The sequence below is a fragment of the Streptomyces sp. NPDC005492 genome, assembly GCF_040605995.1.
In the GTDB taxonomy this organism is placed as follows: domain Bacteria; phylum Actinomycetota; class Actinomycetes; order Streptomycetales; family Streptomycetaceae; genus Streptomyces.
In genome coordinates this window covers 72,897-99,548 of the sequence record NZ_JBEXDX010000009.1, presented here as the reverse complement: position 1 = coordinate 99,548, position 26,652 = coordinate 72,897, and the positions used below count along the sequence as shown (strand labels likewise).

The window sequence follows — 26,652 nt, the reverse complement described above, 5'->3', positions numbered from 1 at the left end:
GGAGAAAGTGGCAACACCCCCAGGCGGTTCGTCTTCGGGCAACTGGTCGTACGGCCCCGGCCAGGGGCAGGGCGACGGTTCCCAGAACCGGTACAACTTCCCCTCCTCGCCGTCCCCGCGCCGCCAGCCGTACCCGCAGGGCCCCGGTCCTTCACCGTACGACCAGCCGCCGGCGCCGCGCATCCAGCCCGTGCAGCCTCACCGCCGTTCCCCCGAAGCCGCACCCGCGGCGAACAACCCCTTGGTGCGTCCGTACGCCATGACCGGTGGCCGGACCCGCCCGCGCTACCAGCTCGCCATCGAGGCGCTGGTGCACACCACCGCGCAGCCGCACCAGATGCAGGGCCAGTTGCCCGAGCATCAGCGGATCTGCAACCTCTGCCGGGAGATCAAGTCGGTGGCCGAGATCTCGGCCCTCCTGACGATCCCTCTCGGTGTGGCCAGGATCCTCGTCGCCGACTTGGCGGAGGCGGGCCTGGTCGCCATTCATCAGCCCGGCGGCGACGAGAACGCCGGCGGCCAGCCAGATGTGACACTGCTCGAAAGGGTGCTCAGTGGACTTCGCAAGCTCTAGCGGCGGTCCTTCCCGCTCCACCACCTCGGCGAAGATCGTGGTGGCGGGTGGCTTCGGCGTGGGCAAGACCACGTTCGTCGGGGCCGTCTCGGAGATCAACCCGCTGCGTACCGAGGCTGTGATGACGTCGGCATCGGCCGGCATCGACGACCTCACCCACACCGGAGACAAGACGACCACCACGGTCGCCATGGACTTCGGACGCATCACCCTGGACCAGGACCTGATCCTGTACCTGTTCGGCACCCCCGGCCAGGACCGCTTCTGGTTCATGTGGGACGACCTGGTGCGCGGCGCGATCGGCGCGATCGTGCTGGTCGACACCCGCCGTCTCGCCGACTGCTTCCCCGCGGTCGACTACTTCGAGAACTCGGGTCTCCCCTTCGTCATCGCCCTCAACGGCTTCGACGGCCAGCAGCCGTACAACCCCGACGAGGTCCGCGAGGCCCTGCAGATCGGCCCGGACACCCCGATCATCACGACGGACGCGCGACACCGCGCGGACGCGAAGTCGGCGCTCATCACCCTGGTGGAGCACGCGCTGATGGCACGGCTCCGGTAGCCGACCCTCTTCCTTCGAGGGGCCCTTTCCTGGTGGAGAGGGCCCCTTTGTCGTACCGCGCTGCCACAATGAACGCTCTTGGGTCCGGCGAGGGGGACGGAAATGAGCGCGGAGGCGGCGGCACTGCGTCTGGGGACGACCGTGGCGAACACGGCGGCGCAGATGTGGCTCGGGGGCAAGCGGCGCGAGCAGGAGCGCCGGCTGCCGATGGAGGATCTCGTACGAGTACGGGTGCCGGGCCTGCGCCAACAGCGCAGCGTCAGGCGCCAGTTCGAGGAAATGGCCGACACGGTGGCCGCGCGGATCGAACCGTTCCTGGCCCAGGAGTTCCGCGGCCTCGACGAGAACGGCCGGGAGGCGGCCCTCAACGGCGTGTGCGACACGTTCGCACGCGCCGACCTGTCGGACGAGGCGGTGTTGGCGGCCGACGCGCAACCGGCCGAACTGATCCGCCGCATCACGGCATCGGTGAATCCACCGGTAGGCCTCAGCGAACCGGAGACCCGCCTCTACGAACTCCTCTTCACCGAATGCTGCGAGTACTACGTCAGCATCGTGCGGACCCTGCCGGTCTTCGAGGAGCGGACGCTGACCGAACTGCTCGCCCGCACCAGCGCGTTGAGCGACAGGGTCGCCCGCGTCCTCGAACGGCTCCCCGACCGCTCCCTGTTCGCCCCGGACGGCACCGACCGGGACCATGAATTCCGCCGCTGGTACATGGAGTTGGTCAGCAACAGCCTCGACGAGGTGGAGCTGTTCCGCCGCACGTCCGACCGCGCCGCCGCTCAGGTCCGGCTCTCGGTGGCCTACGTCAGCCTGCGCGCCACCGGCGACGACGGCACCCGGCGCAGGGCCGTCCGCGCACTGCCCCTGAGGCCCGATCTGAGCGGCTGGGAGGAGTTCGGGGCCGAGAGCTCCGGCATGCGGGTGGAGTCCGCGCTCGGCGGGGCGTCCCGGGTCCTGCTGCGCGGCGAGGCCGGCTCCGGCAAGACCACACTGCTGCGCTGGCTGGCGATCACGGCGGCCCGGGGCGCCTTCACCGCCGAACTCGCCGACTGGAACGGCCTCACACCGGTCTTCGTCAAACTCCGCGAGTACAGCGGCCGTCCGCTCCCCAAGAAACCCGAGGAACTGCTCGACGGTGTCGCCGGGAACATCACCGGGATCATGCCCAAGGGCTGGGTGGAACGCCAACTGCGGGACAACAAGGTCCTGTTGCTGGTCGACGGAGTGGACGAGTTGCTCGGCTCGGAGCGGCGATCGGTACGGGAGTGGCTGCGCAGACTGCTCGCCACATACGCCGGCATACGGGTGGTGGTGACCTCACGTCCGACCGCGGCCGGGGCGGACTGGCTGCGCCGGGAGGACTTCACGGCGCTCCACCTGGACCGGATGACGCCCCCGGACCTGGCCGCGTTCGTAAGGCAGTGGCATCAGGCCGTCCGCGAACTGGGCGATGAACTCCCCTGTGCCGTGGACGAGTTGCCGCGCTACGAACAGTCCCTGCTCAACAGCCTCAAGGACCGCGCTCATCTCCAGTCCCTGGCGGGCACCCCGCTGCTCGCCGCGATGCTCTGCGCCATGCACCTGAACCGGGGCAGCCAACTCCCCCGGGACCGCATGGAGTTGTACCGCAACGCCCTCCACACCCTGGTCCACGACCGCGACGCCGACCGGAACGTACCGAGCGCGCTGGACAGCAAGCTGAGCCTGGGCGACAAGCTGGTCGTGCTGCGGGATCTGGCGTGGCGGCTCTCGGACAACAACCGCAGTGAGATCGGGTTGGACCAGGCGGCTGTCCATGTCGCGTCGAAGCTGTCGGCGATGCGGCACCTGGAGGTCCAGGACGGCCATCAGGTCCTCGAGCAGTTGCGGGACCGCTCGGGCATCCTGCGCTCCCCCGTGGAGGGGCGTCTGGACTTCGTCCACCGGACGTTCCAGGAGTACTTGGCCGCCGAGGAGGCGACAGAGGAGGACCGGATCGGCAATCTGGTCGGGCGGGCTCATCTGGACCTGTGGCGCGAGACGATCATCATGGCCGCGGGGCATGCGAACTCGCGGCAGCGGCAGGAGTTGTTGGACGGGGTTCTTGACCGGGCGGAGGCGGAACCTCGGCATGCGCGGGTTCTGCGGCTGCTGGCGGCTTCTTGTCAGGAGACGATGCCGTCGGTTTCGGAGGGGCTTGCGGGGCGGCTGGATGGGGCGATGTCGGCGCTGCTTCCGGCTCGTCGGCCTAAGGACCCGCAGGCGCTGGCGGCTGTGGGGCCGAGCCTGCTGCGGCGACTGCCGCGTTCGCTGGGCGAGTTGACGGAGAAGGCCGCGATACAGACGGTGCGGACCGTGGCGATGGTCGGCGGGGAGGAGGCGCTGGCATTGATGATGGGGTATGCGGAGGACCGACGCGGCACCGTAATCGACGCAATCATCGAGGCCTGGGCGTACTTCGACGCGGATGCCTACGGCGAGCAGGTGCTGACGGGGCTGCCGTTGGAGGGGCACCTGGTGAATCTCAGGCACTCTCAGCAGTGGCACGCGGCGACTCGATTGAGGTCCATCACCAGGCTGTCGATCCATTACCCGCTCCAGAGGCTCGCCACCGTGGACCAACTCCCGCCCGTGAAGGCTCTGTCGGTCTACGACCTCCGTGGCCCCGGAGACCTCTCAGTGCTGACGGCTCACCCACAGCTGCAGTTGCTCACGGTCTTCGGGAGAGGCAAGCTGCGTGGACTCGAATCCGTGGAGAATCTGGGCAACCTCATCTACTTGGGACTCGATCACGGGGGCGTGGCCGACCTCGACAGTCTGCATCTTGGGCCGACGACGTCCTGGTTGAGCCTCTACGAACTGAGCGAGACTAGCGAATTGGCCGCTTTGGGCAATTTCCCCGATGTCGAGAACCTACTTCTGGCGACCGCGAGCACACGTACGCCGCGCAGTCTGAGGAGCGTCTCCGCCATGCCCGGGCTCCTTGACCTCAGCCTAAGAGGCATGCACTTGCCGGAATGGCTGGCAGAACGTGAACCCCTTCCCGCCGAACTACGGACGCTGACGCTGCACAACTGCATCGTGCCTGCGGACTCGCGTGCCTACCGCGACCTCAGTTCCCTCGACTTGCTATACATCACGTCCTGCCAGACGCCCGACGGCACCCCCCTCACCACCCTCGACCTCCCCGTCAAGAACCTCACCATCAACTGAAACGGCCCCACCCTCCCGCAGGAAAGTGGGGCCGTGACCGAGCCAAAAACCTCAGTGCCAGCTATGCGGAGCCCGAAAGCCCCCCTCGCGCTCCAGTCGGCGCCAGCCGGCCTTGCGGTGGGGGCGGTTCGGGGTCGTCGGGGCAGCCGCAGCGCGAGCCAGGAGGACGGCCGTGATGGCGGCGACTTCCTCGGGCTCGGCGTGGCCCTTCTCGACACGAATGTCAGGGGTGCTCATAGGTCTCAGTCTCCGTGAGAGAGGTTTCCGCGGGGTTACTGCGGGGGGTTGCCGTGCTTACGCGAGGGCAGGTCCGCGTGCTTGGTGTGCAGCATCGCGAGCGACTTGATGAGTACTTCGCGGGTCTCGGCGGGGTCGATGACGTCGTCGACGAGTCCGCGCTCGGCCGCGTAGTACGGGTGCATCAACTCGGACTTGTACTCCTTGACCATGCGCGTCCGCATCGCCTCGGGGTCCTCGGCGTCGGCGATCTGGCGGCGGAAGATGACGTTGGCGGCACCTTCGGCGCCCATCACGGCGATCTCGTTGGTGGGCCAGGCGTAGGTGAGGTCGGCACCGATGGACTGGCTGTCCATGACGATGTAGGCACCTCCGTACGCCTTGCGGAGGATGAGCGAAATCCTCGGCACGGTGGCGTTGCAGTACGCGTAGAGCAGCTTCGCTCCGTGCCGGATGATTCCGCCGTGTTCCTGGTCGACACCGGGGAGGAACCCCGGAACATCCAGGAACGTAACGATCGGAATGTTAAAAGCGTCACACATCTGGACAAAGCGCGCAGCTTTTTCGCTCGCCTCGATGTCCAGGACGCCCGCCAGGGTCTGCGGCTGGTTGGCGACGATGCCGACGACCTGGCCGTCGAGGCGGGCCAGCGCGCAGATGATGTTGCGGGCCCAGCGCTCGTGGACCTCCAGGTAGTCGCCGTCGTCGACGATCTCCTCGATGACCTTCGCCATGTCGTACGGCCGGTTGCCGTCGGCCGGGACCAGGTCCAGCAGGATGTCCGAGCGGCGGTCGGCCTCGTCGCCGGAGTCCGCGCGGGGCGGGTTCTCGCGGTTGTTCTGCGGGAGCATCGACAGGAGGTAGCGCACCTCGGCGAGGCAGGTCTCCTCGTCGTCGTAGGCGAAGTGGCAGACGCCGCTCGTCTCGGCGTGCACGTCCGCGCCACCCAGACCGTTCTGGGTGATCTCCTCGCCCGTCACCGCCTTGACGACGTCCGGGCCGGTGATGAACATCTGCGAGGTCTCGCGGACCATGAAGACGAAGTCGGTGAGGGCGGGGCTGTAGGCCGCGCCGCCCGCACACGGGCCGAGCATCACGCTGATCTGCGGGATGACACCGGACGCCTTGGTGTTGCGCTGGAAGATGCCGCCGTAGCCCGCGAGGGCCGAGACGCCCTCCTGGATACGGGCGCCGGCGCCGTCGTTGAGCGAGACGAGCGGGGCACCGGCCGCGATGGCCATGTCCATGATCTTGTGGATCTTGGTGGCGTGGGCCTCGCCCAGCGCGCCGCCGAAGATCCGGAAGTCGTGCGCGTAGACGAAGACCGTGCGGCCCTCGACCGTGCCCCAGCCGGTGATGACACCGTCGGTGTACGGCTTCTTGGCCTCCAGGCCGAAGCCGACGGCGCGGTGCCGACGCAGTTGCTCGACCTCGCGGAAGGACCCGGGGTCGAGGAGCAGATCGATGCGCTCCCGGCCGGTCAGCTTCCCCTTGGCGTGCTGCGCCTCGGTCGCCTTCTCACTCGGGCCGGCCAGTGCCGCGGCACGGATCTCGTGCAGTTCGGCCACTCGCCCGCGCGCGTCCGTCGGCTCACCCAGCGCCTCATCCAAAACGGTCATGTACCGACCCTACGAAGGACACCGCGGAAAGTGCGCCGTCGACTCTGCACAGTCTCCGACCCGTTTTCCTGGTACCCCTGAACAGAACCTCACCCGCGTGCAGCCGTTCCGACTGCTCACAGGGCTTGCTCGTTGTAGGGGTTACACAAAGGTGACGGTTGAGAGCCACCTCACATTCACCTCGGTCGGATGCCATCCCCAGAGTGACTCCGGCAGCGGCGCTCACGTTGCCGAGCCCGTCGGGAGAGCGTACTCGTGGTAGTTACCGGAATACGCTGCGGATGATGTTGAAAATTGAATGGAATAGGTCTACGGTCCTTCTTGTTCGCATCGTTGAACGTTCAACAGATTCGACCCCGGCTTCTTTCCGTCCCCTTCCCGTCCCCCTCAGGAGCACGTCATGGGCATCTTCGGCCGCAAGAACGACGACATCGACACCACCTCGGCGCCCGCCGCCGTCAACCCCGACCTGGCCGCGCTGACCGGCGACTACACGGTCGACCCGGCGCACACCACGCTCGGTTTCGTCGCCCGCCACGCGATGGTCACCAACGTCAAGGGCAAGTTCAACGACTTCTCCGGCACGCTGCACCTGGACGGTTCGGACCCCTCCAAGTCCACCGCTTCCTTCGACGTGAAGATGGAGAGCATCGACACGGGTTCGGCGGACCGCGACGGTCACCTCAAGAGCGCCGACTTCTTCAAGATCGAAGAGTTCCCGACGATGACGTTCCGCTCCACCTCCGCGGAGGCCCTCGGCGGCGACGACTACCGCATCACCGGTGACCTGGAGATTCTCGGCACCACCAAGCCGCTCACCATCGACCTGGAGTTCAACGGCGCCGCGAAGGACCCGTTCGGCAACGAGCGCGTCGGCTTCGAGGGCAAGGCCGAGATCAAGCGCTCCGAGTGGGGCATCACCTGGAACGCGGCCCTGGAGACCGGTGGCGTCCTCGTCTCCGACAAGATCAAGCTGAACTTCGACATCTCGGCGATCAAGAGCGCCTGACGTCAGGAACGCCCGAGGTCGAGCCATACGGCCAGATCCTCGATCTCGGCCTCCACGGCATCGGCGATGCTCCTGCTGAACTCCACGTCCTGATGGACCGCGTTCACCAGGAGCACGCCGGCCTTGCGGTCGGCGGTGACGTCGAGCTTCCCGACGAGCCGGTCGCCGTAGAGGATCGGCAGTGCGAAGTAGCCCCAGCGCCGTTTGGCGGCCGGCTTGTACATCTCCAACTGGTAGTCGTAGCCGAAGAGTTCGGTGGTGCGCTTCCGGTCGTGGATCAGCCGGTCGAACGGTGAGAGCAGCGCGGCCCGCCCGGTGAACGGCCGCTCCAGATACGCCGGATCGATCCGCCACTCCCCCATCACCCCCTCGACGACGGCCGGTTCGCCGGCCTCGCCGACGACGGCGGGTTCGACCGGGAGTGCGGTGCCGGTGGCCCGGGCGATACCGAGCGCGCGCAGCCGCCGTTCGTCGCGCAGCCTGCGCGCCTCGTCCAGCGGGACGGCGGGTTCGTCGGGATACACCCGCCCGGCCAGATCCCAGAGCCGCTCACGCCCCGCGCGCCCCGCTACCGCCACCTCGCCCCTGAGCACCATCAGCTCCAGCATCTGACCGACGTTGCGGTTGTGCGTCCAGCCGGACGACTTCCACGGCACGGCACAGGTGTCGGGCAACTCCCGTGACGTGAGCGGCCCTTGGTCGCCGAGCCGTTCGAGAATGTCGCGCCGGCACCGGTCGTTGGCGGCGACCCACTCGCGGTAGTGCTTCGTCTCCCTCTCCCATACGGCCATGTCCGCGCGGTACAGCGCCAGGTCCTCGCTCGGCCGGATCATCGCGCGGAGTTCGAGAAGCGTGCGGTCCTTGAGCGCGGCGACCAGCTCGCCCGGCGCGTACGCCGACCCGAGACGACTCCAGGCGACCAGGTCGGCGTTGGGGGCGACGGCTGCGGTGGGGTCGATCTGGAGGAGGGTCAACTGACGTACGACGGCTTGGAGTTCGGTGGGGCGGGGGGAGTCGAGGAGCTGGGCCTGGACGGCGATGCGGCGGGCTTCGGGGCGGGTCAGCTTGTGCACGGCGGCGGCGTCACGGGACACGTTTCCCATCCCCCTCTCGGCCCTCAGTTCTCGGTCCTCAGTTCTCAGTTCTCAGTCGAGGCAGAACTCGTTGCCCTCGATGTCCTGCATGTTCTGACACGACTCGTTGTACTCGTCGGCGATCAGCAGTGTGCCGCGCACTGCGCCGAGCGCCTCCAGGCGTACGCACTCGGCCTCCAGCGCGGCGAGGCGCTCCTCACCCACGAGCCCGGTGCCGACCCGTACGTCGAGATGAACCCGGTTCTTGACGACCTTGCCCTCGGGAACGCGCTGGAAGTACATGCGCGGGCCGACCCCTGTGGGATCCATGCAGACGAACCCCGCGCCCTGGCTCTCGGCCGGCAGCGTGCGCTCGTGGTCGGCCCACGTCTCGAACCCCTCCGGTGGCGGCGGCACGACGTACCCGAGCACCTCGCACCAGAAGCGGGCGACGCGCTCCGGCTCCGCGCAGTCGAAGGTGACCTGGAACTTCTTGATCGACGACATCCGTACACCATAGTGGTCACCTGAAACTGCTGTGTGGTGGACGAACGGGCGGAGCCAGTGAGCAGCGACGGCGGGGAACACGGGGAATACAGGGACCACTTCGACTTTCGGGGCAGTACGTTCCACGGGCCCGTCACCGGCAGGGCGGAGTCCCCCCGTGCGGCCCCCTCGCCCACCGCACTGTCCGCGCTGCCCGCCGCCCCGGCCGTCTTCACGGGCCGCGAGGGGGAAGTGGCCGAGTTGCTGGGCGCGTTGGATCCCGGGGTGGGTGAGGGTTCCGAGTCCGTCGTCATCTCCGCCGTCGCGGGGCTCGGCGGCGTCGGCAAGACCGCTCTCGCGCTGGCTGTCGCGCATGCGGCGCGGGACTGCGGGTGGTTTCCCGGGGGTGCGCTCTTCGTCGATCTGCGGGGGTATGACGAGGTTGCGGTGACGGCCGATCAGGCGGTGCTGTCGTTGTTGCGGGCACTGGGGGTCGCGGATGCGGATCTGCCGCCGACGGCTGAGGAGCAGTACGCGCGCTATCGGGCCGAGTTGAGTGTCCGTGATCCTGTCCTGATCCTTCTGGACAACGCCTCCGACCCGGTTCAGATCGCTCCGCTGCTGCCGGGGGAAGGGGGCGGCCATCGGGTTCTGGTGACCTCGCGGGAGGTGCAAGACTCGCTTCCGGTACGGCAGTTCAGTGTGACGGGTCTTGCGCCTGACGCGTCGCGGGATCTGGTCGACGGCTCGCTTCGGCGGTACGACCCCGGGGATCGGCGGGTGGCGGAGGAGCCAGATGCGGTACGTCAACTCGCCGACCTCTGCGGGCACTTGCCGCTCGCTCTGCTGATCGTTTCCTCGCTGCTACGGCGGCGTCGGCAGCGGCCGGTGTCCACGCTGGTGAGTGAGTTGCAGGCCGCGAGTGACCGGGTGCGGGCGTTGCGGGCGCGGGGCGTCGATCAGTACGGGAAGGAGCTGAGTCTGCGGCCCGTGTTCGACGTGATGTATGCGCGGCTGGAGCCTGAACTGGCACGGGTCTTCCGGCTGGTGGGGCAGGCACCTGGAGACAGCATCGGGATCGGGGTGGCTGCCAACCTGACCGGTCTCGCTCCGGAGCACCTGGAGCCGCTCCTCGACGAATTGACCGCCGTCTCGCTCCTCACTGCGAGCCCGGATGATGGGCGCTGGCGGATGCATGACCTCGTACGGCTCTATGCCCGCATCGTCGCCGCCGCTCCCGAGGTAGCCGACGAGACGGCCCGGGGCCGGAAGCGTCTGCTGGCCTTCTACTCCCAAGGGGCCATGTCGGCCTCCGCATACGTCGAGCGGCGCCCCGACATGACGCACCTCGCGCTCTTCGATCACCGCGACCATGCCCTGCATTGGCTCGACTCCGAGCGCACCGGACTGCTGGCCGCCACCCAGTGGACCGACACCGAGGACCAGGACCAACTCCTGGGCGTCATGTGGCTCGCCCTGGCCCTGGAGAGTTACGTCCTCGGGCACCTGCGAGCCTTCGAGGATTTCGGCACCGTGGCGGCAGCCGCGTGTCAGGCCGCCCGCAGTGCCGGCTCCACCACGGGCGAAGCCATGGCACACCGCGCCCCGGGCACCGCCCTCCACTTTCTGAGGCGCTTCACCGAGGCCGCAGTTGCCCACCGACGAGCACTGGACCTCTACGCACAGCTCGCCGATCGCGAGGGACAGGCCAGGACATGGAACAACCTCGGACTCACGCTGGACGCGCTGAGGCAGCACGACGACACAATCGACGCCTACACCCGAAGTCTGCGCATCCACACCAAGTTGGGCTTGCTCCGCGAGGCAGCCATCACGCGTCAGAACCTCGGCGGCGCGCTGGCAATGGCGGGTCGTCTGGACGAGTCGTACGACGCCTTGCAGAAAGCCCTGGCAACATTCGTGGAACTCGGCGACAAGGACGGCGAATCAGCGGCTCAGATCCGTCTTGCTGTCACCCTCCGTGGTCTGGGGCGCCAGGCCGAAGCCGCAACGGCCCTCACCCGCTGCCTGGGGTTGTGCGCCGAACTCGGCAACTGGCACGGCAGGGCCGGTGCCTGGACCGACCTGGGAGCCCTCTGGGCAGGCCTCGGGTTGCACAGCGAGGCTCTCGCGGCCTTCACCCGAGCCCGGGACTGGTGGGTATTCCTCGACAATCCTGAGGAGGTCGCTCGCGCAGAGCGGGCAATCTCCGCGCTCCATGAAACGTCCCGGCGGAACGCCCAGCCCTAGCCCACCCCGAACCCACCCCACAGGCACCCGCATTGCAGCAGTGAACGCCCGGATGTGATGATGCCGGGCATGGCTGAAAACGGGGGGAGTTTTTCGCTGCCCGAGCAGAGTCGGCGGTCGCCGTTCGCCGACTACGCGGACATGGCTGTACCGGGGCCGGACAACGCGGGACCACCCGAGGACCCCGAGGTGGCAGCGCGTAAGCGCGCCTTCGCCGAGTTGCTGGAGGAGTTCCGGCGTACGGCGGTTCTGGTGCCGCTCGGGGACGGCCCCGGGCCGGACGAGGAACGGGGGCTGCTCACCGCGGACTTGAACGGTATTCGGTTCATCCTCGCGTTCTCCGACGAACAGGCCCTGGCCCGCTACGCCCAGGCACGCGGCGCATACGCCCGCGAGTGGACGTACCAGTCGATCCTCGGTGCCCGCCTGCTGGACGTGGCGGTGCCCGCCGCGGGGGTGCCGTGCGGGGTGGCGCTGGACTGTGCGGACGGGCCGGACGGGATGGTGTTCCCGCCGGTGCGAGGGATCGTGCCGGACGCGGCGGCGATCGATGGCGACGACGACACCACGGGGGGTGTGGCATGAGCGGCGGCGAGGACCTGAAGGCGGAGGGTCTGGAGCTCATCACGAAGGGGCTGACCGAGGCGCTCGGTGAGCTCAAGGAACTGGGCATGGTCGGGGTGGCCGGGGCCGGGCGCGGCTTCAGCGACATCGGTCTGTCCGGGCTCGAGCTGGGCACGGACGATGTGACCGACGCCTTCGACTCGTTCTGCACACGCTGGGAGTGGGGCGTGCGCACGCTGATCAACGAGGGGAACCAGTTCGCGCAGGGCGTCGGACTGTCGGCGGGCACGTACTACGAGACCGAGCAGTACGTCGAGGGGACCTTCAAGGTCGTCGCGAACGCGGCCATCGGCAACCCGTACGCGACCGAGGACGAGGTCACCCGGGAGGGCTGGGGCGACATCTACAAGTCCGGGATCTACAGCGGCAACACGGACTTCAGCGCCGAGTCGTGGGACAAGGCGAACGCCAACGTCGAGCAGGGCTGGAAGGACGCGGGCCGCGATGTGATGACCTCCTCCACGCTGGGCCCGATGGGTCTGAACCCGGAGAACCTGCACAGCGCGGCCGGGGTGTCCGACGCCGAGTACGAGAAGTGGCTCGACAGCACCTTCGGTCCCTCCGCCGAGGAACGCGCCAAGTCCGCGCAGCAGCAGCAATCCGCGCAGGGGGCGGGCTGATGGGCATCGGTGATCTCGTCGGCGGGATCAAGGACGGCCTCAACAGAGGGCTTGAGGCCGGCGAGGACCTCATCGACGCGGGCAAGGAGAAGCTCGGCGAGGCCATCGACTACGGCAGCGACAAGCTGGGCGACGGCCTCGACTACGTCGGTCTGGACAAGGCCGGTGACTGGGTCCACAGCGCGGGCGACCACCTGGCCGCCGACCTGGGCGCCACCCCCAGCGAACAGGGTCTGGGCCACACCGAGGACCCGACCGAACTGGTGCACGGCAACCCCGACAAGGTCCGGGAGAGCGCCAAGCATCTGAAGGACTTCTACACCGCCTTCGACCATGTCGGGCAGGGCATGAGGAAGGTCGGCTCATCGGGGTGGACGGGCGAGGCCGGGGACGCCTTCCGTGCGAAGTTCGAGATGCATCCCACCAAGTGGTTGCAGGCCGCCGACGCCTGCGAGGACGCGGCGAAGGCACTGGACTCGTACGCCGACACCATCAAGTGGGCCCAGGGCAAGGCGCAGGAGGCCATCGACCTCTACAAGCGAGGTGAGAAGGCCTACAAGGACGCGGCCGACGCGTACAACAAGAAGGTCGGCGCGTACAACGTCAAGGCCCTGGCCGGTGAGGACCCCGGCCCGAAGCCCGGGCCCTTCGACGAGTCCGCGGGCAAGGCCGACATCGGCAGGGCCGCGGACATCCTCGCGGACGCGCGCCGGGGCCGTAACGAGGAATCGGCCAAGGCCGCCGCCGCCATCAAGGCGGCCCTCGCCCACGCTCCGGCCGAGCCGCCGCCGTTGGACCGGATCGGGGACGATGTCGCCGACGGCTTTCAGGCGTACCACATGGAACTCGCCCATGTGGTCGGGGGCGCCCTCAAGGGCACCGCGGGCCTGCTCAACTTCGCCCGTGGCCTCAACCCGATGGATCCGTACGCCCTCACGCACCCGGCCGCGTACTACCAGAACGTCAGCATGACGCTCTCCGGCCTGGTCTCCACCGCCGCCCACCCCGAACGCGCCCTCCAGGCCGCCGTCGACGGTTTCAAGAAGGACCCCTCCGAGTTCGTCGGCCGCCTCATCCCGGAGCTTGTCGGGACCAAGGGTGTGGGCCTGGCCAAGGGCGGGCTGCGGCTGGCCATGGAGGAGGGCGCGGAGGGCGCCGCGTCGAATCTGGCGTCCAGGGGGATGCGCTACGGCGAGGATCTCGGCGAGGCGGGTGTCCACGCGGACTCGGTGGAGTCCGGGATGGCGCAGAGGTTCCTGGAGGACCAGCATCCGTCGCTCGACGACCTCAACCAGGGCGCCCGGAAACTCTCCGACGAGGATTTCGCCGACCTCGGCACCGAGCAGAAGCACGCGGCGGCCTCCGGTGAACTGTATGAGGGCGCGCATACGTTCCCCGACCAGAATGCGGCGATTTCCTACGGAAGAGATGTCTGGAACGAATACGCCGACAATCTTCCCGAGGAAACCAAGCAGTCCGTTCTGGACTACACGGACGAAAAGGGTCCGGCGAGTCCCGCGAACGCCACGTACAAGGAGATGAACGGATATCTCCGCGGCGACGCCGACCTGGGTACTCCGGACGTGCTCCGCAACATCGAGAACACGGACAAGGCGCTGGCCGGAAACCCGGTGCCGCAGGACATCACGGTGGTCCGCGGGCAGGGTGTCGGTCACCTGGGAGTCGAAGCACCCGAGGATCTCATCGGCTCGCAGATCACGGACAAGGGCTATATGTCGACCTCCCTCGGTGACAACGGCGCCGTGGCCGCGTTCGCGGACAAGGAGGCCATCGTGCACCTCCGGGTCCCCGAGGGGCATCCGGCACTATGGGTGGAGAACGTCAGTAAATTCGGTATGGGTGAGCGGGAGCTGCTTCTCGGGCGTGGCACCACGTATCAGGTGACGCGTGCCTTCGAGGACAACGGTCAGTGGCACATCTACGGCGACGTCGTGCCGAAGTAGTAGTAGCCGAAGAAATAGAAGAGGAAAGCTCTGATGAACTCCGACCGCGGCGCCGGGCCCCGCTTCGTCAAGCGAACGACCAACCCCCGCTTGCACGAGGACGACGGGAAGGGCCTCATCGTCTCCGGAGGGCCGCCTCGCTACCGCTTCCAGACCGACGGCCCGGTGCGGTACGTGAGCGTGGCCGACGCCCAGGACGATCTGCTCGGCCATCTGTGGTTCAACGACCAGGACGACGCGGCGAGTTGGGTCCCGCTCAAGGCGAGGGGCTCCGAGGGTGTCAGCGCGGGCGCCGCGTGGCGGAGCCGGCTTCAGGCGGCCAAGGAGCGCGGGCTCACGCCGTCGCAGGCGGTGACCGAGCTGATCGAGCAGTGGCCTTCGACGAAGTCCTCGCACATCGTGGAGGGTTCCCTCGCCGAGGTGAGCAGTCTGCGGAGGCTCAAGGAGCACGCGGGTCACTCCACCCTGGAGCGGGTCAGGAGGGCGGCCGCCGGCTCCCTCTTCGGCCTGGCCATCGGCGATGCCATGGGCTATCCCACCGAGTTCCTCGACATGGCCCGGATCACCGCCACGTTCGGTTCCTGGCGCGACATGGGTCTGCCGCTCTCCGAGGGTGACATCGTCCGGGTCACCGACGACACCCAGATGGCACTGGCTGTGGGCGAGGCCCTGGTGGAAGTCATGGAGGCCGCCGCGGGCGAGCCCGAACCCCGCACCCGCAGGGGCGGTGGCGCCCCCTCGGCCGCGACCGCCCTCACCCCGGCCGCGGTCGAAGCCGCCCTGCGCAAGCACTTCGTGGCCTGGCTGCACGACCCCGACAACAACCGCGCCCCCGGCCAGACCTGCCTCAACGCCTGCGCCGCTCTCGAACGCGGCCCGCGCTGGCAGGACGCCACCGTCCTCGGCTCCAAGGGCTGCGGCGCCAACATGCGCGTCACCCCCGTCGCCCTCATCCCCGGCCTCGGCCCCGAACAGCGGGCGGGAATCGCCCAGTTGCAGGCGGCCCTCACCCACGGCCACCCCACCGCGCTCGCGGCCAGTGACCTCACCGCGCACGCTACCTGGCTCCTCGCCCACGGCTGCGAACTCGACGACCTGCTGCCCCAACTCCGCGCCTACGCACGGGAATCCCGCCAGACCTACCACGCCGAATGGCTGGGCGACCTGGCCGCCAAGGCGGGCGCCCCCGACCCGGCGGCCTACATCGCCTTCGGCTGGGACGAGTGCCTGCGTGCCCTGGACACCGCCGCCGTCGCCCTGCGGGCCAAGGACCAGGAGCGGGACCCGTCCGAAGCGGTCGGAGCGGGCTGGGTCGCGGAGGAAGCCCTCGCCACCGCCCTGTACTGCTTCCTCGTCGTCGACGGCGATGCCCGCGGCGCGGTCATGCGTGCCTCCCACTCCTCCGGGGACTCGGACTCGATCGCCGCGCTGGCCGGCGCCTTCGCCGGAGCCAAGCACGGCGTCCAGTACTGGCCGCCGGAGTGGCGCGACGCCCTGGAGTACAAGGACCGGATCAGCGCGCTGGCCGCCGTATGGGACAACGCGGGCTGATGGCGTTCGCCGCTCCTACGGACCCTGCCCGGCGGGCGACGGCGTGGCTGGACCAGCTCTACGGCGGGCTCGTCGAGCTCGCCGTGCCGCGACCCGTGCGGGAGACGGACACCGCCTGGCTGATGGCCTGCCGCACCCGGCCCCAGCCCGGTTTCCCCCGCACACCGATGCTGGCGGCCTCCGTGGTGGTCCCCAAGATCGGCGGCCATCCCTTCCACCCGGCCTCGGCCGCGCCCCTCGCGGACATGGAACCGGTATCGCCGGAGGAGGCCGCCCATCGGGTCACCGAGCAGAACCGCCGTATCAACGCGCGGGGTTGTGTCGCCTCCGTCCACTCCATGCTCGACGGCAACCCGTCGGTCGCCCTGCCCTGGCAGCCGTTCCATGAGGCGCCCGGCTGGTGGGGCCGGCTGAGACGGCGCTACCTTCCAGGATTCGGTTCCGTACCCGTGGACGACTGGAGCGACGTCGTCCGGGCCATCCGGGAGCCGGGACCGGACACGCGGGGCGTGGTCTGGGTACGGCGGGAGGCCGACGGGCAGGAAGTCACCGGGAACCTGGTCTACGCCCACAACAACCGGGGCCAGGCCGTCTTCCTGGACGGGGTCACCGCCGCCCTCGCCCGGCTCGACACGGACTCGGTGCGGGAACTGGTTCTCCTACGAGCCCTGAGCCCTACTCCTCCGCCCAGTTCTCGGTGATCTGTTCGGCGACATCGCGCAGGAGGGTCACGAAGACGTTCACCAGGGGCGTGAGGGAGGTCTCGGTCGCGGTGACGACGTGCAGTCGGCGGTGCGGTCGGGGGTGGGTGAGTTCGCGGTGGGTGGTGCCGGGGACGTCGGTCAGGGCCAGGCGGGAGACGAGGGCGACGCCGATGCCTGTGCCGACGAGGGCCTGCGCGACGGCGTACGAGGCGGTCTGGAATCTGATCCTCGGGGTGAAACCGGCGTCGGCGACGCCCCGGTCGAACTGCTCGCGGGCCGCGTGACCGGCCAGGATGGTCACCCATGACTCGTCGCGCAGCTCCTCCAGGCGGATCGGGGTGCCGACGGGGTGCCGGGCGGCCAACGGATGGTCGTCGGGGAGTACGACGACCATCGGGTCGAGCAGCAGAGTCTCGACGCTGACGCGCGGTGGCGGATCGGGAAGCGTGTCCCAGGACGCGATCACCGCGAGGTCGAGCCGGCCCGCGGCGACCTCCTCCACGCCGTGTTCGGACTGCAGGTCCTCCACGGACACATCGGCGTCCGGGTGCCGGTGGCGCAGCGCCGTCAGCGCGGGCGGGAGCAGGTGCACCGACGGGGCCTGGAAGGCTCCGACTCGCAGACGCAGCGACAGGTGCCCGAGCAGACCGGCCAACTCCGTTGTCGCCTGCGCCAGTTGCTCGTCGATGACCTTTCCGTGCCGGGCGAGGAGGCTGCCCGCGGGGGTGAGCGCCGCACCGCGTGGCCCGCGCAGGACCAGCGGTGCCTGCCAGTCGCGCTCCGCCCTGGCCACCTGCTGCGTCACGGCCGCCGGGGTGAGGCCGAGCGCGTGGGCGGCCGCCGCGAGGGAGCCATGGCGTTCGATCAGGGCGAGCAGGCGGAGCTGTCCGGGGTCCGGCATTCACTAATCTTAATGCCGGGTCGACAATCATCGCCTTCTCTATACGCCGCGGTCGCGCCAGCCTGGTCGGACAGGACAGGCAAGGAAGTCCCCACGGAAAGGCCGGTCGACGTGTCCACCCATCTCCCCCTCTTCGTGATCACGACCTGGCTGCTGGCGATGCTGCCGGGAGCGGGGCAGGCGTTCATGATCCGGCAGACCCTGCAGGGCGGCCTCCGCCCGGCGCGGGCGGCCATCACCGGGAACGCCACGGGACTGGTGCTCTGGTCCACCGCGGCGGCGGCCGGGCTGTCCGCGGTCCTGCTGGCCAACCCCGCCGCCTACACGGTCGTACGGGTGGCGGGCGGCCTCGTCCTGATCGCCCTCGGTGTCAGCACGCTCCGGGCAGCCCGCCGGACGGACCCCGAGTCGCACGCGAACTCCCCGACCGGGCCGACGAGTTGGTGGACCTCGTACGCGGCGGGACTCGGTACGAATCTCGGCAACCCCAAGGCCGGTGTCTTCGCGGTCTCCGTACTGCCGCAGTTCGTCACGGCCCACGGACCCGTCCTGCTCACGACCATCGCCCTCGGGGTGCTGTGGGGGCTGGTCAACGCCTGCTGGTACCTGCTCTTCACCTGGGCCGTGAGCAAGGGGCGCGCTCTGGTGACCCGGCCCTCGGTACGGCGGTGGCTGAGCGTCGTGACCGGCGCGGTGCTGTTGGTCCTTGGAGTGGCGGTGGCGGGAGGCGTGTGACGCCTAGTCATCCCAACCCGAACTCGCACCACACCACCTTCCCCGGCGCCCGCTCCCCCACCCCCCACTTGTCCGCGAACGCGGCGACCAGCATCAGGCCCCGGCCGCTGTCCGCGTCCAACTGCTTGTACGGGGTGCGGACCTTGCGGAGTTCGTGCGTGCCGCTGTCGTGGACCTCGATACGGAGGACTCCGTCGGGGTGCAGGGAGAGGTGCACGGCGAAGCCTCGGCCCGGTGGTGCGCCGTGGAGGATCGCGTTCGTCGTCAACTCGCTTACGCAGAGCAGCGCGTCGTCCATGCGATCCGTGATGGACCACGTCGTGAGGGTCTCGCGGGTGAAGTCGCGGGCCAGGGCGATGGATCTGCGGTCGCGGCGGTAGAACGCCTCGCGGGTGTGGCCCTGTTGGAGTTGTTCGTTCATGGGACCACTGTCACAGGCAGTCACTATCGTGGGGCAGTGAGTGAGGTCGTATTTCTTTTCTCTACGACCTCACTACGACGACTTCGGGTGGGCGCGGGGGAAAGGGACACGCATGCAATCGGCGAAGAGGCCCAAGAAGGTCGGTACTTGGCAGGCGGTCGGGGGGCTTGTGGCCCACTTCCGGAAGAAGGCGGGGTTCACCCAGGAGCGGTTCGCCGTGATCGCGAAGGTGCACATCGACACGCTTCAGTCCATCGAGCAGGGGCGGCTCGCGCTCCAGAACGACCGGGCTAAGCAGTTCGATGAACTCCTGGGTACGGGTGGGGCGTTGTTCGCGCTCGTTTACAAGTTGCCGGTGCGGGAGCGGATGCCGGTGTTCGCTCAGGAGCTGGCCGACAATGAGCAGGAGGCGCTCAGCATCCTGTCGTATGAGAGCCAGGTGATTCCTGGGCTGCTCCAGACCCGGGACTACTGCCGGGCCATGTTCGAGTACCGCTATCCACGGCTCGGGAACGAGACGGCAGAGCAGTGGGTCGAGAACCGAATGCAACGGCAGTTGATCTGGGAGCGCGAACAACCTCCCGTGGGCCACTTCATCATCGAGGAGAGCGTCCTGCGGAGGCAGGTCGGCGGACCGGAGGCGATGCGGGCGCAGATCCGTCAAATCCTGGACTTCACCGAACCCGCGCACATGAGCATGCAGATCATGCCCATGGACCGGACACCGCACGCCTGCCTCGCCGGGCCCATGGTGCTGCTGGAGACCCCCGATCACGAGCGCCTGGTCTGGCTGGAGGTGCAGCGCGCCAGCTTCCTGGTCGAGGATCCCGACGAGGTCAGCGGCTATCACCACAAGTATGGAATGCTGCGGTCTCAGGCTCTCACTCCTGACGAGAGTGCGCGCCTCCTGGAGAGACTGCTAGGAGACTGATGAACACCATGGACGCGCTGGCGTGGTTCAAGTCCAGTTACAGCGGCAGCGAGGGCGGCGACTGCCTCGAAGTCGCCTACGCCTGGCGGAAGTCCAGCTACAGCAGTGACGAGGGCGGCAACTGCCTCGAACTCGCCGCCCACCCCTCCGCCATCCACATCCGTGACTCCAAGACCAGCCCCGTCGGTCCGATCCTCACCGTCGCGCCCGGCACTTGGGCCCGCTTTCTCGGCGAGCTCACGCGTCCCGCAGTCTGAACAGCATCCCTCCCACCCCCAACAACCCCACCGCGTAAGCCGCCAGCACCCCCAACCCCGGCCACGGGCCGATCGCCAGCAGGTCCAGGTTCTTGGTCGACTGGATGGAAAGGGCCGCCGGCATCGGGGCCCAGCGTTGCAAACGGTGTTGCCAGGTCAGGGAGTTGAAGAGGTGGGACAGGACCGGGACGACGTAGAGGATGGCCAGGCCGAGGGTGATCGAGCCTGCCGTGTCCCGGAGCAGGGTCGCCAGGGACAGGCCCAGGAGCGTGACCAGGATCAGCAGCAGCACTGAGCCGGCCGCCGCTCGGAGGGTCGCGCCGTCCGTGAGGGTCGGGAGCGGGTAGCCGGTCGACGCCTTGAAGTTGTTCGCCGGGAGGATCAGGCGGGCGAGGCCCAGGGAAGACAGCACCCCCAGTGATCCCGCCGCCCCGGACAGCAGTGCCAGTACCGCCGACTTCGCCGCCAGCACCCGCCACCTCCCCGGCATCGCCGTGAGCGTCGCGCGGATGGTGCCCGTGGCGTACTCCGCGCCCATCGACAGGACGCCCAGGACCAGGCAGGTCGCCTGGCTCAACTGGACGCCGGTGAGGCTCAGTTTGACCGTGTCCTCGTGGCAGTCCGTCGGGGACGGGCACACCGTGGTCGTCACCGACGAGACCGCCGCCGCGCCCAGCGCCAGCGTCAGCGCGAACGTTGCCGCCAGGAGCCACCAAGTGCTGGGGAGCGTACGGAGTTTGGTCCACTCGGCGTGCAGGTGCCTCATGCGTCCCTCCTGCGAACCGTCCACGCCGCCAGCAGGAGTGCCGCCACCGTGTAGGCCACCAGGACCGCCAGGCCGTTGTACGGGGACAGGGGGTAACAGCCGCTCTCCGGAAGGCAGTTGTGCTGGACCTGCGGGTAGTACGTCACGCCCTGCTGGACGGCGAAGGCCGCCGCCGGGGTCACTCGTAGCAGCCACTGCGCCGCGCCGAGCGGGATGGCGAAGGAAAGGATCTGCGGGAGGATCACCAGGACCACCAGTGTGGCGATCGTGCCGGCGCTGTTGCGCAGTACCACCCCAAGCGACAGGGCCAGGACCGCGACCAGGGAGAGCAGTACCGCGCTACCCACCACCGCCCGCAGGGCCGGGTGATCCAGGAGGGAGAAGTCGGGGTACTCGGGGGGCTTGAAGCCGTTGGAGTGCAGGGCCCGTTGGGCCAGCGTGAAGCCGATCGCCGTGGCCAGCAGGCCGGTTGTGAAGGTGATCGCGCCGATCACCGTCGCCTTCGCCGCCAGCACCTTCAGCCGGGACGGCGTCGCCGTGAACGTCGTACGGATCAGGCCCCGTTTGTATTCCGTCGTCACGAAGAGTGTGCCCAGGGCGACCATGAAGAGGAGGCCGACGAAGATTCCCTGGAAGCTCATCTGGACGATGTCGGGGATGGTCTCGTCGGGGGCGATGTCTCCCCGGCCGGTGAGGGTGTAGGTGCCGGTCGGCGTGACCGTCGTCGTGCCCGGACGCCTGTTGTCCGGTGAGCCGTTGAGGGCGGGGCCGCCGATGTCCGTGGCCGTCCAGGTGCTGTCGGTCGACGTGCCCTGGAGGGTGAGGTGATCGAAGGTGCCGGTGGCCTCGCCGCTGCCCGCGGTCTCGCTCGAACCGCCGAAGGAGCGGCGCACGATCTGGTGGTTGGGGGTCCCGAGGAACAGGCCCACCTGGACCGTCGCGGGCAGCCCGCCGAGCCGTACCTCACCGACACGGGTCCACTTCTGCCCGTCCACCGACTCGTAGGCGGTCAGGCTGTCGCCCGCCCTTTTCAGGCGGAGCCACTGCGGGGCCTTCGTCAGGTCGCTGCTCGGGCCCGCCTTGTCGTGGGTGAAGTTCCACTGGAGGCGGACGCCGTGGTCGGGGGTCGCCATCACCGCCGCGTACGAAGAGCCCTGCTTCAGGCTCGACTTGACGATGATCCCGGCCTTCGCCCAGGGTTCCAGCGCCTTGCCGTCGGTGCTCTTCAGCCCGGTGACCCGGGCCGTGACGGTGCCGTCGCCGGTCAGCGGGCGGTGGTTGAAGCGGAAGGCGTCGTTGACGACCTCGCCGCCCGGGCCCGTCACGACCGGGGGGCCGCCGCTCGTGCTGGAGCCGCTCGCGCCCAGCTCACAGACCACGACGGTGACCACGGCCGCCACCGCCAGCACCAGCAGCCAGGCCCGCACCGTCCAGAACTTCGTCCACTCCGCGCGCAGGAGCCGTAGGAAACCCGCGCGGGCGGGGTGCAGCGCCGAGCGGTACGGCGTCGTCGTCCTCGTGGGTGTCGTCGTCATCACCGGGTCACCTCGTCCGTCCCCGTCGTCGCCGAGGTGAACTCGACCGCGTCCCGGGTGAGTTCCATGTACGCCTCCTCCAACGTCGCCCGGTGCGCGCCCACTTCGGCGAGGGGGACCCGGGAGGCGGCCAGCAGTTCCACGATCCGTTCGGCGGGGAGGCCGGTGACGGTGAGGGTGTCGCGGTCGGTGACGGCCACCGTGCCGCCCTCCCTCGCGAGGAGTTCCATGGCTTCCGTACGGCTGCTCGTGCGCAGGCGCACCCGGTCGCCGGAGGCCGCCGCGAGGAGGTCGGCGACCGCCGTGTCGGCGATCAGACGGCCCCGGCCGATGACCACCAAGTGGTCGGCCGTGTCCTCGAGTTCGCTCATCAGATGGCTGGAGACCAGGATCGCGCGACCCTCCGAGGCGAGGTGGCGCAGGAGGGTGCGGATCCACTGGATGCCCTCGGGGTCCAGGCCGTTGACCGGTTCGTCGAGGAGGAGGATCGGCGGGTCGCCGAGCAACGCGGCGGCGATGCCGAGGCGTTGGCGCATGCCGAGGGAGTAGCCGCCGGCCCTTCTGCGGGACGCCTGCTCCATGCCGACCTGTTCGAGGACCTCGTCCACCCGCCGTATCGGCAGACCGTGGGAGTGGGCCAGCCAGCGGAGGTGGTCGCGGCCCCGACGGGCGGGGTGCAGGGCGGCGGCGTCCAGGAGGGCGCCGACCTCCAACAGCGGGGTGCGCAGGGCCTGGTAGGGGCGTCCGCCGATCAGCGCCTGGCCCTCGTCGGGGGTGTCCAGGCCGAGCAGGGAGCGCATGGTGGTGGACTTGCCCGCGCCGTTGGGCCCGACGAAGCCGGTCACCGTGCCGGGCTCGACCGTGAAGGAGAGGCCGTCGACCGCGAGGGTCCGGCCGAACCGCTTGCGTAGCTCGCGGACTTCGATGGTTGCGTCGCTCATGGTGAGGGAGGCTAGGGGCGTCCGGTGCCACGCGTCGTCACGCGGGAGGGGTCCCTCACGAGGGGGACGCCGCCGGGGAAGGGGGTCTGCACAATGACGGAGTGGGTGACAGGAGTGCGGGTGTGCGGGCGGTGACGTCCCGGTGGCGGACCGCCGAAGCCGCTACCCGTGCCCTCGTCGTGCGGGTCGCCCTCGGCGCCCTCGGGGTCCTCGCCGTCTCCGAAGTCCTCGTCCGCGGCACCGACTTGGCCGGTGGTTTCGCCGCCCTGCTGCTGCTCTCCCTCTCCTCCACCCTGCCCCTCGCCTTCGTCCTCGGGACCGAGCGCCTCGCCCGGAGCTGCGCGGCCCTCGCGCTGAGCGCCTCCTGCGTGCTCTCGCTGGTGCCCTTCGGCGAGCTGACCGCGGGCGGGATAGTGGCCCAACTGGTGTGCGTGTATGTGCTGGGCCGGACCGGTGCCACCCGGCTCGGTGGGCTGCTCGTCCTGCCGTACGTCGTGATCGCGCTCGGCAGCCGCGAGGGCCCGACCCGGATCGTCGCGGTGCTCGTGGCGACGCTCGCCTCCGCCGCCGCGGCCACCGGCATCGCCCACCAGGTGCGCAGCACCGCACTGGCCCACAGCGTGACCGAACAGGCCTTCGCGGACACGCTCCTGGAGCATGCCGCCCGGGGTGAACGGGCGCGTATCGCACGGGAGTTGCACGACGTCGTCGCGCATCACATCTCGATGATCGCCGTCCAGGCGGAGACGGCCCGGCTCACCACGCCCGGGCTGCCGGCCGAGGGCGCCACCCGGCTGCTCGCCATCGGCGACACCGCGCGCACCGCGCTCACCGAGATGCGGCGGCTGCTGGGCGTGCTGCGGGAGGACGCGGACACGGGGGTCCAGCGGCGCCCCCAGCCCGGCCTCGGTCAGCTCATGGAACTCGTCGACGCGTCACGGGACGCGGCCGGTTCCCGTACCCGGCTCATCGTCAGCGGCCCCATCACCCCGCTCGACCCCGGCATCGAGGTCACCGCGTACCGGATCGTCCAGGAGGCCCTCACCAACGCCCGCAGGCACGCGCCCGGCGCCGCCGTGGACGTGGAACTCCGGTACGGAGACGAGGACTTGGCGGTGCGGGTGCGGGACAACGGGCCCGGGCCCGCGACCGACGGCACGGGCCACGGGCTGCTGGGGATGCGCGAGCGGGCCGCCACCGTCGGGGGCACACTGCTCACCGGGCCCGCTCCCGGCGGCGGGTTCCTCGTCGAGGCACGACTGCCCGTCAAGCCGGAGGAGGGGGCATGACCATCCGCATCGTCGTCGCCGACGATCATGAGCTGGTCCGGGTCGGATACGCCGGACTCCTCGCCACCCAGGGCGACTTCGCGGTCGTCGGCACGGCCCGCGACGGCGCCGAGGCGGTGGGTGTCTGCCGGGAGCACCTGCCCGACGTGGTGCTGATGGACGTACGGATGCCGGTCATGGACGGGATCGAGGCCACCGCGCGGCTCCAAGGGCCGCACGCGCCACGGGTGTTGGTGCTGACCACCTTCGACCTAGACGAGCATGTGTACGACGCGCTGGCCGCCGGTGCCAGCGGGTTCCTGCTCAAGGACGTGACGGCGGAGCGGCTCTTCGAGGCGGTGCGGGTCGTCGCCGCCGGTGAGGCGCTGCTCGCACCCGGCATCACCCGGCGGCTGATCGCCGAGTTCGCGCGGCTGCGGCCGAAGGCGCCCACCCAGGGCACGCTGGACGTGCTCACCCCGCGCGAGACCGACGTGCTGCGACTCCTCGCGGAGGGGCTGTCCAACCCCGAACTCGCCGGGCGGCTGCACGTCGGCGAGGAGACCGTGAAGACGCACGTCAGCCGCATCCTGTCCAAGCTGGGGCTGCGCGATCGTACGCAGGCCGTGGTGATGGCCTACGAGACGGGACTCGTCGTGCCCCGGACGGGCTGACGGCGGGCGCGCTGCACCGGCAGCAGCCACCACGCCGACGCCACCGACAACGCCGCACCGACCGCGATCCCTTCGAGGCGGGTGGGCAGCAGGTGCAGGGCGTCCTGCCCGAAGTAGCCGAGGAGGAGGGCCAGGGCGCAGGTCATACCGGCCGCCCAGTAGGCGTAGTTGAGGGGCCGCAGCCACAACGCGACCGTGAGAACCGTGAACATCAGCGCCACGGAGGCGTCGCCGGTGACACCGGCCGCCGCGACACCCGCGGCCAGCAGCGTGCCCACGGAGGCCCCGGCGAGCCGCTCGATTCCCTTGCGCAGTACGTCCGTTCGGCCGCGGTTGCCGCTCGCGGCGACGTACGCGGTGAGGACCACCCACGGCCAGTGGTCGGCGAAGAGGAGGTGCCCGAGGGCGAAGGCGGCGGCTATCCCGGCCGCCATCTGCAGGGCCATGCGGGTGCTGGGGCGGGGGTGGAGGCGGTACCGGCGCGGCGGCTGCTCGGGGGCGGGCTCGGTGCGCCAGGGCCCGAACCGGTCCCCCAGCCCCTGCACCAGCCACACCACGCCGCACGCCAGCGCCCCGATCAGCGCCGACCAGCCCCAAGTGACCAGCCCGCTCTGGGCTTTGGCGGGCAGCGCGGGGCCGGGTACGACAAGCAGCGCCATGAGCGGGAGGGCCAGCAGGGTGCCGGCCTTGGTGGCGGCGGGGCCGTAGCGGCGGATCCAGATGGCGAATGCCATGCCCGCCGTGTAGACGGCGGCGCCGAGCGCGTAGTGGGAGGCGAGCAGCCGCCCGAGGAAGATCGAGGCGCCGGCCGTGAGGGGCAGAACGGCGAGCGCGGTGAGTCTGCGGCGGGTGTTGGCGGTGCGCTGGGTGGAGGACAGGGTGAGGCTCAGCGCGACCGCGAGAACCAGCACATCGGTATGCAGGCCCGCGACGCCTTCCAGCCAGAGGGCTGTGCCCCAGCAGAGCAGCACGGCGGTCATCGTCAGGCCAGCTTCGTACGCGTTGCGTATTAGTTTGACGGTCACTGGTAATACAGTACGGGTGTCCACAGGCTGTGGATAGTAAGTATTCGCGTACGATATCTGCCATGGATGATCTCTCCGAAGCCGCCCGGATCCGACGTGGCGTCGTACGGCTGAACCGGCGGCTGCGGCAGGAGCGCGGCGGAGAGGGCCGGCTCACACCGAACCAGTTGATCGTGCTCGGCCATCTGCACCGGCACCGGTCGGCGACACCCGGCGAGGTCGCGGCGGCCGAGCGGCAGCGGCCGCAGTCGCTCACCCGGGTCTTCGCGGAGTTGGAGGCGGAGGGGCTGATCGAGCGGGAGCCGAGCGCGGTGGACCGGCGTCAGTCCGTGCTCACGCTGACGGCGGAGGGGCGGCGAGCACTGGAGCTGGACATGGCCGAGCGCGATGTGTGGCTGGCGGACGCGCTGACGACGCTCAGCGAGACGGAGCGCGGGCTGCTGAAGCTCGCGGCGGCGGTGATGGAGCGGCTGGCGGATACCGAGGGGCCGTCGACCTGAGCGGCGGTCCAGAAGCTCGCCGCGGCCGCGATGGACCGCCCTGCGGATACCGAACGACCGGAGACCCGAGCAGCGATCCAGAAGCTCGCCGCGGCCGCGATGGACCGGCCTGCGCATACCGAACGACCGCAAACCCGAGCAGCGATCCAGAAGCTCGCCGCGGCCGCGATGGACCGGCCTGCGCATACCGAACGACCGCAAACCCGAGCAGCGATCCAGAAGCTCGC

26 protein-coding genes and 1 pseudogene are annotated in these 26,652 nt (G+C 69.5%); 17 read left to right on the top strand and 10 right to left on the bottom strand.

Annotation, left to right across the window (positions count from 1 at the left end; genetic code table 11):
- The first annotated feature begins 7 nt into the window (after nt 1-7).
- The 3 genes from ABZT04_RS15160 to ABZT04_RS15150 all read left to right on the top strand — a co-directional run bounded on the left by ABZT04_RS15160 (nt 8) and on the right by ABZT04_RS15150 (nt 4,334).
- Nucleotides 8-574 (top strand): DUF742 domain-containing protein, encoded by a 567-nt coding sequence (locus ABZT04_RS15160; RefSeq protein ID WP_356056663.1) that lies wholly within the window; start codon nt 8-10, stop codon nt 572-574.
- Nucleotides 555-1,136 carry an ATP/GTP-binding protein gene (locus ABZT04_RS15155; RefSeq protein WP_009314218.1) on the top strand — a complete coding sequence of 194 codons (582 nt, stop codon included), beginning with the start codon at nt 555-557 and terminating at the stop codon, nt 1,134-1,136. Before ABZT04_RS15160 ends, ABZT04_RS15155 begins: the two co-directional genes overlap by 20 nt.
- Nucleotides 1,137-1,238: 102 nt before the next feature.
- The gene (locus tag ABZT04_RS15150) at nt 1,239-4,334 is read left to right on the top strand and encodes an NACHT domain-containing protein (RefSeq protein ID WP_356056662.1); all 3,096 of its coding nucleotides are present in this window, start codon (nt 1,239-1,241) and stop codon (nt 4,332-4,334) included.
- Nucleotides 4,335-4,385: 51 nt separating this feature from the next.
- Here ABZT04_RS15150 and ABZT04_RS15145 read toward each other — a convergent pair whose 3' ends face one another.
- Both ABZT04_RS15145 and ABZT04_RS15140 read right to left on the bottom strand, forming a co-directional pair.
- Nucleotides 4,386-4,571, bottom strand: a complete 186-nt coding sequence (locus tag ABZT04_RS15145) for an acyl-CoA carboxylase subunit epsilon (RefSeq protein ID WP_356056661.1) — start codon at nt 4,569-4,571, stop codon at nt 4,386-4,388.
- A 35-nt stretch (nt 4,572-4,606) separates the two neighbouring features.
- A complete protein-coding gene (locus tag ABZT04_RS15140; protein ID WP_356056659.1) occupies nt 4,607-6,190 on the bottom strand; it encodes an acyl-CoA carboxylase subunit beta in 1,584 nt (527 codons plus the stop codon).
- A 400-nt stretch (nt 6,191-6,590) separates the two neighbouring features.
- Between ABZT04_RS15140 and ABZT04_RS15135 the strand changes: the two genes are divergently transcribed.
- Nucleotides 6,591-7,199 (top strand): YceI family protein, encoded by a 609-nt coding sequence (locus tag ABZT04_RS15135; RefSeq protein WP_356056658.1) that lies wholly within the window; start codon nt 6,591-6,593, stop codon nt 7,197-7,199.
- A gap of 2 nt (nt 7,200-7,201) precedes the next feature.
- On the opposite strand, the gene ABZT04_RS15130 is transcribed toward ABZT04_RS15135, so the two are convergent.
- Both ABZT04_RS15130 and ABZT04_RS15125 read right to left on the bottom strand, forming a co-directional pair.
- Nucleotides 7,202-8,293, bottom strand: a complete 1,092-nt coding sequence (locus ABZT04_RS15130; RefSeq protein WP_356056657.1) for a crosslink repair DNA glycosylase YcaQ family protein — start codon at nt 8,291-8,293, stop codon at nt 7,202-7,204.
- A 51-nt stretch (nt 8,294-8,344) separates the two neighbouring features.
- A complete protein-coding gene (locus ABZT04_RS15125) occupies nt 8,345-8,779 on the bottom strand; it encodes a VOC family protein (protein ID WP_356056656.1) in 435 nt (144 codons plus the stop codon).
- A 57-nt stretch (nt 8,780-8,836) separates the two neighbouring features.
- Here ABZT04_RS15125 and ABZT04_RS15120 point away from each other — a divergent pair, with 57 nt between their 5' ends.
- From ABZT04_RS15120 to ABZT04_RS15095, 6 genes are all read left to right on the top strand, one after another.
- Nucleotides 8,837-11,008 carry a tetratricopeptide repeat protein gene (locus tag ABZT04_RS15120; protein WP_356056655.1) on the top strand — a complete coding sequence of 724 codons (2,172 nt, stop codon included), beginning with the start codon at nt 8,837-8,839 and terminating at the stop codon, nt 11,006-11,008.
- Between the two features lie 69 nt (nt 11,009-11,077).
- Complete coding sequence (locus ABZT04_RS15115) at nt 11,078-11,593, top strand: hypothetical protein (RefSeq protein ID WP_356056654.1); 516 nt, start codon at nt 11,078-11,080, stop codon at nt 11,591-11,593.
- Complete coding sequence (locus ABZT04_RS15110) at nt 11,590-12,252, top strand: hypothetical protein (protein WP_356056653.1); 663 nt, start codon at nt 11,590-11,592, stop codon at nt 12,250-12,252. The genes ABZT04_RS15115 and ABZT04_RS15110 overlap by 4 nt, the downstream gene beginning before the upstream one ends.
- Nucleotides 12,252-14,216, top strand: a complete 1,965-nt coding sequence (locus tag ABZT04_RS15105) for a putative T7SS-secreted protein (RefSeq protein WP_356056652.1) — start codon at nt 12,252-12,254, stop codon at nt 14,214-14,216. The genes ABZT04_RS15110 and ABZT04_RS15105 overlap by 1 nt, the downstream gene beginning before the upstream one ends.
- Nucleotides 14,217-14,681: 465 nt before the next feature.
- Nucleotides 14,682-15,767: an ADP-ribosylglycohydrolase family protein gene (locus ABZT04_RS15100; protein ID WP_356056842.1), complete on the top strand. Its 1,086-nt coding sequence runs from the start codon at nt 14,682-14,684 to the stop codon at nt 15,765-15,767.
- Nucleotides 15,749-16,468, top strand: a complete 720-nt coding sequence (locus ABZT04_RS15095) for a toxin glutamine deamidase domain-containing protein (protein WP_356056651.1) — start codon at nt 15,749-15,751, stop codon at nt 16,466-16,468. The genes ABZT04_RS15100 and ABZT04_RS15095 overlap by 19 nt, the downstream gene beginning before the upstream one ends.
- Here ABZT04_RS15095 and ABZT04_RS15090 read toward each other — a convergent pair.
- The gene (locus ABZT04_RS15090) at nt 16,443-17,372 is read right to left on the bottom strand and encodes a LysR substrate-binding domain-containing protein (protein ID WP_356056650.1); all 930 of its coding nucleotides are present in this window, start codon (nt 17,370-17,372) and stop codon (nt 16,443-16,445) included. The two genes, ABZT04_RS15095 and ABZT04_RS15090, sit on opposite strands and share 26 nt — an antisense overlap.
- A gap of 111 nt (nt 17,373-17,483) precedes the next feature.
- On the opposite strand from ABZT04_RS15090, the gene ABZT04_RS15085 reads away from it, so the two are divergent.
- Complete coding sequence (locus ABZT04_RS15085) at nt 17,484-18,107, top strand: LysE family translocator (RefSeq protein WP_356056648.1); 624 nt, start codon at nt 17,484-17,486, stop codon at nt 18,105-18,107.
- Nucleotides 18,108-18,114: 7 nt separating this feature from the next.
- On the opposite strand, the gene ABZT04_RS15080 is transcribed toward ABZT04_RS15085, so the two are convergent.
- The gene (locus ABZT04_RS15080) at nt 18,115-18,528 is read right to left on the bottom strand and encodes an ATP-binding protein (RefSeq protein ID WP_356056646.1); all 414 of its coding nucleotides are present in this window, start codon (nt 18,526-18,528) and stop codon (nt 18,115-18,117) included.
- Nucleotides 18,529-18,640: 112 nt separating this feature from the next.
- Between ABZT04_RS15080 and ABZT04_RS15075 the strand changes: the two genes are divergently transcribed.
- Together ABZT04_RS15075 and ABZT04_RS15070 are read left to right on the top strand one after the other, a co-directional pair.
- Nucleotides 18,641-19,459, top strand: coding sequence for a helix-turn-helix transcriptional regulator (locus ABZT04_RS15075; protein ID WP_356056645.1), 819 nt, complete (start codon nt 18,641-18,643; stop codon nt 19,457-19,459).
- Entirely contained in the window at nt 19,459-19,716 is a 258-nt protein-coding gene (locus tag ABZT04_RS15070; protein WP_356056644.1) for a DUF397 domain-containing protein, read from the top strand. The genes ABZT04_RS15075 and ABZT04_RS15070 overlap by 1 nt, the downstream gene beginning before the upstream one ends.
- Here the strand turns inward: ABZT04_RS15070 and ABZT04_RS15065 are convergent.
- From ABZT04_RS15065 to ABZT04_RS15055, 3 genes are read right to left on the bottom strand one after another with little or no spacing between them, the layout of a single operon-like run.
- Nucleotides 19,697-20,482 (bottom strand): ABC transporter permease, encoded by a 786-nt coding sequence (locus ABZT04_RS15065; protein ID WP_356056643.1) that lies wholly within the window; start codon nt 20,480-20,482, stop codon nt 19,697-19,699. The two genes, ABZT04_RS15070 and ABZT04_RS15065, sit on opposite strands and share 20 nt — an antisense overlap.
- The gene (locus tag ABZT04_RS15060) at nt 20,479-22,017 is read right to left on the bottom strand and encodes a hypothetical protein (protein WP_356056641.1); all 1,539 of its coding nucleotides are present in this window, start codon (nt 22,015-22,017) and stop codon (nt 20,479-20,481) included. Before ABZT04_RS15060 ends, ABZT04_RS15065 begins: the two co-directional genes overlap by 4 nt.
- Nucleotides 22,017-22,958 carry an ATP-binding cassette domain-containing protein gene (locus tag ABZT04_RS15055; protein WP_356056640.1) on the bottom strand — a complete coding sequence of 314 codons (942 nt, stop codon included), beginning with the start codon at nt 22,956-22,958 and terminating at the stop codon, nt 22,017-22,019. Before ABZT04_RS15055 ends, ABZT04_RS15060 begins: the two co-directional genes overlap by 1 nt.
- 101 nt (nt 22,959-23,059) lie before the next feature.
- Between ABZT04_RS15055 and ABZT04_RS15050 the strand changes: the two genes are divergently transcribed.
- Together ABZT04_RS15050 and ABZT04_RS15045 are read left to right on the top strand one after the other, a co-directional pair.
- Complete coding sequence (locus ABZT04_RS15050; protein ID WP_356056639.1) at nt 23,060-24,247, top strand: sensor histidine kinase; 1,188 nt, start codon at nt 23,060-23,062, stop codon at nt 24,245-24,247.
- The gene (locus tag ABZT04_RS15045) at nt 24,244-24,900 is read left to right on the top strand and encodes a response regulator transcription factor (protein WP_356056638.1); all 657 of its coding nucleotides are present in this window, start codon (nt 24,244-24,246) and stop codon (nt 24,898-24,900) included. Before ABZT04_RS15050 ends, ABZT04_RS15045 begins: the two co-directional genes overlap by 4 nt.
- On the opposite strand, the gene ABZT04_RS15040 is transcribed toward ABZT04_RS15045, so the two are convergent.
- On the bottom strand, nt 24,864-25,925 hold the full coding sequence (locus tag ABZT04_RS15040) for an FUSC family protein (RefSeq protein WP_356056637.1): 1,062 nt from the start codon (nt 25,923-25,925) through the stop codon (nt 24,864-24,866). The genes ABZT04_RS15045 and ABZT04_RS15040 overlap by 37 nt on opposite strands.
- Before the next feature lie 62 nt (nt 25,926-25,987).
- Here ABZT04_RS15040 and ABZT04_RS15035 point away from each other — a divergent pair, with 62 nt between their 5' ends.
- Both ABZT04_RS15035 and ABZT04_RS15030 read left to right on the top strand, forming a co-directional pair.
- Nucleotides 25,988-26,425, top strand: a complete 438-nt coding sequence (locus tag ABZT04_RS15035) for a MarR family transcriptional regulator (RefSeq protein ID WP_356056635.1) — start codon at nt 25,988-25,990, stop codon at nt 26,423-26,425.
- Nucleotides 26,426-26,455: 30 nt separating this feature from the next.
- A pseudogene (locus tag ABZT04_RS15030) lies at nt 26,456-26,652 on the top strand (hypothetical protein); the annotation flags it as partial.